Below are 6,554 nucleotides of genomic sequence, written 5' to 3'. Positions count from 1 at the left end.
AAAGCCCTTGCCGGCCTCGCCGGCACGGGCCGCCTCGACCGCGGCGTTGAGCGCCAAAAGGTTGGTCTGGAAGGCGATGTCGTCGATGACGCGGATGATGTCGGAGATCTTCTGCGAGGCGCTCTCGATGCGGGCCATGGCCTCGACGGCCTGGCCGGCGATGGCGCCGCCGTTCTCTGCGGCCTGCATGGCGCCGTCGGCGATGCGGGCGGCGTCCTTCGAGGCCTGGGCGGAGGCCTTGACCGAAGCCGCGAGCTCCTCGGTGGTGGCGGCGGTCTCCTCGAGCGAGGAGGCCTGCTCCTCGGTGCGCTTGGACAGGTCGTCGGAGCCCATATGGATCTCGCGGGCGGCCAGGCCGACATCGGCCGAGGTCGTCTGGATCGTCGCGACCGTGGCCGAGAGCCGGTCGACCGTCTCGTTGATCGCGCCCTTCAGATCGGCGAAGCGCCCGCGATAGGCGGTCTCGACCCGGTTGGTCAGATCCCCGCCAGCGATCGCCGACAATACCTGCGCGAACTCCGTCGTCGCCGAATCAACCACGAGGTTGATCTCGTTGATGCCCGCTACCAGCCGCTGCATCTGCTCGTCGGCATCGCTGATCTGCAACCGGGCCGAGAAATCGCCGGCCGCCGCCGCCGCGACGACCTCGCCGACATCGGACACCACCGCTTCCATCGATTGAGCCCGTGCCAGCCGGGCGGCGGCGGCAGCACGCTCCTGTTCCTGCAGCAGCGCGACCTGTTCCGTGCTCTCGCGCAGCACCGAGACTGCGCGCGCCATGGCGCCAATCTCGTCCGGACGGTCGGCATGCGGCACGTCGATACGGGTTTCGCCGGCCGTGAGTTTTTCCATCACCTCGCTGAGATCGAGGATCGGGCGGGTGATCGAACGCTGTGCGAAGACAAGCGCCACGCCAACAGAGAAGAGCAGGGTCGCCAGCAGGACGAGCGGCAAGAGCCACTGAACCTGACGGGTAAAGGCCGTCGCCTCCTCGCCGACGAGGATACCGGCCTTCTCGATGCGTTGGCTGAAGCTGATCAGCAGGTCGTTGAGAGCCTTCCGGTTGGCACGATTCGCTTCGTTGTTGCCCTGCGCATTGGCGGCTTCCGGCGAAACCTGGCGCCCGAGCCGGGCGGTTTCGGTGCGGAAGCCGATGAATTCCGCGACGGATTTGCCGATTTGCGCGACCGTCTCCCGTTCTTCGGCCGGCGCGACCTTCTGCAGCTCGGCGACGAAATTGCGCAAAGTTGGAATGCGATCGTCGATTCCCTTGGCGTAGGCCTCGGCTTCCTGCGGCGTCTTGGCCATGTAGATGCCGCGCGACTCCATCACCACGGCCGTGACGACGCCGTTGATACGCTGCGTCAGCAGCGCGACATTGCCCTGGATTTCGGAACGCGTATTGAGGTCATCCGCCTTGTGCAGACCGTAGATGCTGATGATCGCAGAAATAATGGCTCCGCCAGCGACGATGGCGAGCATGGCGAGAAGCTTCAGGCGGATGGATTTCATGACGACGGTCCCAAGGCGACCTCCTGAACGAGGAGTTCGTTTCCACCTGTGACCATTCGCCCCGATCGATAAAAAACTACTTAAAAACTGACCGGATCGATGACGTAAGATTCAACCCGTTCGGCGAGCCAGATGAGGAATATTCCTTTTGGCGAAGCTCAAGTGCATTAGCACAAGTAAACGATTTAGACTTAAACTATTCGATGGCGTTCGGTGGTTGAAATCGTTTACTCGAGCGCTTTGCAATCAATCAGGGATCTATTCATTAATTGCAACTTTAGAGATATGCTGCGCGCCGCCCCCCTTGATAGAGCGGCCTCGCCTGAACATGTTGCATCTTCCACAGTCCAATTTCCGGTCCTGATCCCGATGTCCGAATCCAGCAACGCCCCGGTCATGCACGCGACCACCATCCTGATGGTCCGCAAGGGAGGCCGTGTCGTCATCGGTGGCGATGGCCAGGTCTCGCTCGGCCAGACGATCATGAAGGGCAATGCGAAGAAGGTGCGCCGTCTCGCCAAGGGGCAGGTGATTGCCGGCTTTGCCGGGGCGACTGCGGATGCCTTCACCCTGTTCGAGCGGTTGGAGAGCAAGCTCGAGCAATATCCCACGCAATTGCTGCGCGCCTGTGTCGAACTCGCCAAGGACTGGCGCACAGATCGCTATCTGCGCCGGCTGGAGGCGATGCTGCTCGTCGCCGACAAGGAAGTTTCGCTGCTGATCTCCGGCACCGGCGACGTGCTGGAGCCGGAGGCGAGCGAGCACGGGGCCGTGATGGCGATCGGCTCGGGCGGCAACTACGCGCTTTCGGCAGCCCGCGCCCTGATCGATATCGAACCCGATGCCGAGACGATCGTGCGCAAGGCGATGAAGATCGCCGGCGACATCTGCGTCTACACCAACCACAGCCTCGTCATCGAGACGCTGGAGGCGGCGTGATCGCCGCAGCCAAGGCGCTTCCCAAGGTATTTCACCCGGATATCGTATCGTAATGACCAGCTTTTCCCCCCGCGAGATCGTCTCCGAGCTCGACCGTTTCATCGTCGGCCAGAAGGATGCCAAGCGCGCCGTCGCCATCGCGCTGCGCAACCGCTGGCGCCGCCAGCAGCTCCAAGGGCCGCTGCGCGAGGAGGTCTCGCCGAAGAACATCCTGATGATCGGGCCGACCGGTTGCGGCAAGACCGAGATCGCGCGCCGCCTCGCCAAGCTCGCCAACGCACCGTTCCTCAAGGTCGAGGCGACCAAGTTCACCGAGGTCGGCTATGTTGGCCGCGACGTTGAATCGATCGTGCGTGACCTTGTCGAGATTGCTATCGCGCTGGTGCGCGAGAGCCGCCGCAAGGACGTCCAGGCCAAGGCCCATCTCGCGGCCGAGGAACGCGTGCTCGACGCGCTGGTCGGCGCGAATTCCAGCCAGGCGACGCGCGATTCCTTCCGCCGCAAGCTGCGCGACAACGAGCTCGACGACAAGGAGATCGAGGTCGAGGTGGCGGCAGGCTCCGGTGCGGCCACGCCGATGTTCGAGCTTCCCGGCATGCCGGGCGCCTCGATCGGCGCAATCAACCTCTCCGACATGTTCGGCAAGGCCTTCGGCCAGAAGGGCAAGCCGAAGCGCATGCTGGTCAAGGACGCATACCAGCCGCTGCTCGCCGAGGAGAGCGACAAGCTGATCGACCAGGAAGCGATCGTGCAGGCCGCGATCCGCGAGGTCGAGAACAACGGCATCGTCTTCCTCGACGAGATCGACAAGATCTGCTCCCGCGAAGGCAAGGGCGGCGCCGATGTCTCGCGCGAAGGCGTGCAGCGCGATCTGCTGCCGCTGATCGAGGGCACGACCGTCGCGACCAAGCACGGCGCGGTCAAGAGCGACCATATCCTGTTCATCGCCTCCGGAGCGTTCCATGTCTCCCGCCCCTCCGATCTTCTGCCGGAACTGCAGGGCCGCCTGCCGATCCGTGTCGAGCTCTACCCGCTCGACATCGAGGATTTCAAACGCATCCTCACCGAGACCGAGGCGAGCCTGATCAAGCAGTCGGTCGCGCTGATGGCGACCGAGGAGGTTGCGGTCGAATTCAGGCCCGACGCGATCGATGCCATCGCCCGCATCGCCGTCGACGTGAACTCCACGGTCGAGAACATCGGCGCCCGCCGGCTCCAGACCGTCATCGAGCGCATCCTCGACGACATCTCCTTCACCGCGCCGGACCGCGCGGGCGAGACCGTCGTCATCGATGCGGCCTATGTCGAGGCCCGCATCGGAGATCTGGCCAAGAACGCCGATCTGAGCCGGTTCATCCTCTGATGGAAGAGCCGGCCGCGTCCGCGCCGGAAGCCTCTCGCCTCGCCCGTGACTCTGCCGTCGTCGGGGCAGCCACCGTCGCCTCGCGCCTGCTCGGTTTCGCGCGTGACGTGCTGATCGCGCGCCTGCTCGGCGGCGGCCCGGCGGCCGACGCCTTCCTCGCGGCTTTGCGCCTGCCCAATCTCGTGCGGCGCGTGCTCGGCGAGGGCGGGCTGAACGCGCCCTTCGTGCCGCTCTATCTGGCCGTCAAGGCGGACAAGGGTGAGAAAGCTGCGCGGCGCTTCGCCGGTGAGGCGGCTGGCCAACTCGGCCTGCTGCTGCTGGTGCTCGTCACGCTCGGTGAGCTCTTTGCGCCCTGGCTCGTGCTCGGCCTTGCCGGTGGCTTCGCCGATGAGCCCGAAACCCTCGCCTTGGCGGCCTCCTATACGCGGCTGATGCTGCCTTTCCTGCTGCTGACCACGCTTGCGGCGCTGCTGGCGGCCCTGCTCAACGCCGAGCGCCGCTTTGCCGTCGCAGCCCTCGCGCCGGCGCTGATGAATGCGATCCTGCTCGGCGTCCTGCTCGTTCTGCATGTGATGGGTGCAGCGCCGGAAGCCGGGGCGCGTTGGCTCGCGCTCTGCGTCAGCCTGACCGGGCTCGCTCACCTGGCGATGATTCTGGCCAGCCTGCGCGGCCCCGGCCTGCCGCGTCCGAGCCTGCGCTGGTCGCCGGAAATGACCCGGCTGATCCGCACCGGCGGCGCGACGCTGCTGGCGGCCTCCGCGGCCCAGCTTGTGCTGCTCGTCGCGACGCAGATCGCCTCCTCCGAGTCGGGTGCAGTGGCGGCGCTCTACTATGCCGACCGCGTCTTCCAGCTTCCGCTCGGCTTCGTCGGCGTGGCGATGGGCACGGTCGTGCTGTCCGACATGGCACTGGCGGCGACACGCGGCGGCCCGGATGCCATGCTCGGACAGTCGCTGGCGCTCGGCCTCGCGCTCGCTTTGCCGGCGGCGACCGCGCTCGTCGCGCTCGCCGGGCCGATCGTGTCGGGGCTGTTCGAGTACGGGCGCTTCGATGTCGGCGATCGCGAGCGCACGGCTGCAGCGCTGGCAGCCTTCGGCTGCGGCCTGCCTTTTGCCGTCGTGGCGAAGGTCTTCGGCCAAGTCTATTTCGCGCGCGGCCGGCCGCGGCTGCCACTGATCTCGGGCGGCCTGGCGGTGCTCGTCGCGCTGCTCGCCGGGCTTCTGCTGCCCGGCGGTCGCAACGCCGCGCAGATGGCGGCCTTGGCGGCGACGCTCGCCTTTGTCGTTCAGGCGTTCATGCTCGGCATCGCCCTGCTGCGCGACGGCATCTGGCGGCCGAGTCTCGGCAATCTGCGGCCCATCGCTTCCAGCCTCGCCGCCAGCGCGCTCATGCTCGTCGTGCTGGTCCTCCTGCTGCGGCTTTTGGCGGAGCCGCTGATGCCGGAACAACCGGCATTCCACCGCATCGGCGCGCTCGGCCTGCTCTGCCTAGCGGGGCTCGCCAGCTATTGTGCAGCGGGTTGGGCGCTCGGCGCCTTCGGCGCTCTCCCCTTGCGCAAGCGGCGGGCTTGAGCCAGAAGCGCCGCTTCCCTCCTCCATCGTGACGACGGAGTGCCCCATGTCGGGTTTTCATCAGCGCGTTTTCTCAGGCATGCAGCCGACCTCGACGCTGCATCTCGGCAATTATTTGGGCGCGCTGACCAATTGGGTCGCGATGCAGAAGACCCATGATTGCGTGTTCTGCGTCGTCGACATGCATGCGATCACGATGTGGCAGGATCCGGCCGACCTGAAGCGCGCCATCCGCGAGGTCACGGCCGCCTATATCGCGGCCGGCATCGATCCGCAGAAGAGCATCATCTTCAACCAGAGCCAGGTCTCGGCCCATGCCGAGCTCGCCTGGATCTGCAACTGCGTCGCGCGGCTGGGCTGGATGAACCGCATGACCCAGTTCAAGGAGAAGGCGGGCAAGGATCGCGAGAATGCCTCGCTCGGCCTCTACGCCTATCCGAGCCTGATGGCGGCCGACATCCTGCTCTACAAGGCGACGCATGTGCCGGTTGGCGAAGACCAGAAGCAGCATCTGGAGCTCACCCGCGACATCGCCCAGAAGTTCAACAACGACTTCGCGCCGCAGATCGCCGAGCTGGGTCTGGGCACGGGCGAGCTCGGCTTCTTCCCGCTGCCTGAGCCCATGATCATGGGGCCGGCCCAGCGCGTGATGAGCCTGCGCGACGGCACCAAGAAGATGTCGAAATCTGACGCCTCCGACTATTCGCGCATCAACCTGACCGACGACGCCGACGCCATCGCCCAGAAGATCCGCAAGGCCAAGACCGACCCGGAGGCGTTGCCCTCCGAGGCGAAGGGACTCGAGGGCCGCCCCGAGGCCGAGAACCTCGTCGGCATCTATGCCGGCTTGTCGGGCATGGCGAAGGGCGATGTGCTGCAGCAATTCGGCGGCGGCCAGTTCTCGGGCTTCAAGGCGGCGCTGGTCGATCTCGCGGTCGAGAAGCTCGCGCCCATCGCCGTGGAGATGCGCCGCCTGCTGGCTGAACCGAAGCATATCGACGCGATCCTCGGCGAAGGCGCGGCCAGGGCCGATGCCATCGCCGCGCCGATCATGCGCGAGGTCAAGGACATCGTCGGCTTCGTGCGCAGCTGACACGGACCCCCTTGGGCGCGACGGGCTTGCGCCGGAGGGCCGGCGCAGGCCACCATGGTCGTCCCTTCAAGCGGCG

At 66.1% G+C, this 6,554-nt stretch carries 5 protein-coding genes; 4 read left to right on the top strand and 1 reads right to left on the bottom strand.

Annotated elements, in window-relative coordinates; all coding sequences use genetic code 11:
• Positions 1 to 1,512, bottom strand: a 1,512-nt coding sequence (locus AC1DE3_RS20325) for a methyl-accepting chemotaxis protein (protein ID WP_476852696.1), incomplete at its 3' end; no start/stop codon positions are given.
• A gap of 369 nt (positions 1,513 to 1,881) precedes the next feature.
• On the opposite strand from AC1DE3_RS20325, the gene hslV reads away from it, so the two are divergent.
• The 4 genes from hslV to trpS are packed head-to-tail and all read left to right on the top strand — an operon-like array spanning position 1,882 to position 6,478.
• Positions 1,882 to 2,451, top strand: coding sequence for an ATP-dependent protease subunit HslV (gene hslV, locus AC1DE3_RS20320; RefSeq protein ID WP_282568291.1), 570 nt, complete (start codon positions 1,882 to 1,884; stop codon positions 2,449 to 2,451).
• Between the two features lie 52 nt (positions 2,452 to 2,503).
• Positions 2,504 to 3,814, top strand: coding sequence for an ATP-dependent protease ATPase subunit HslU (gene hslU / locus AC1DE3_RS20315; protein ID WP_476780205.1), 1,311 nt, complete (start codon positions 2,504 to 2,506; stop codon positions 3,812 to 3,814).
• On the top strand, positions 3,814 to 5,385 hold the full coding sequence (murJ, locus tag AC1DE3_RS20310; protein WP_476780204.1) for a murein biosynthesis integral membrane protein MurJ: 1,572 nt from the start codon (positions 3,814 to 3,816) through the stop codon (positions 5,383 to 5,385). The genes hslU and murJ overlap by 1 nt, the downstream gene beginning before the upstream one ends.
• A gap of 46 nt (positions 5,386 to 5,431) precedes the next feature.
• Positions 5,432 to 6,478: a tryptophan--tRNA ligase gene (gene trpS / locus AC1DE3_RS20305; RefSeq protein ID WP_441510082.1), complete on the top strand. Its 1,047-nt coding sequence runs from the start codon at positions 5,432 to 5,434 to the stop codon at positions 6,476 to 6,478.
• Positions 6,479 to 6,554: the final 76 nt, after the last annotated feature.

It is taken from the genome of Allobosea sp. 10L417 (genome assembly GCF_056395485.1).
This window is presented reverse-complemented; position numbering and strand designations above follow the sequence as displayed.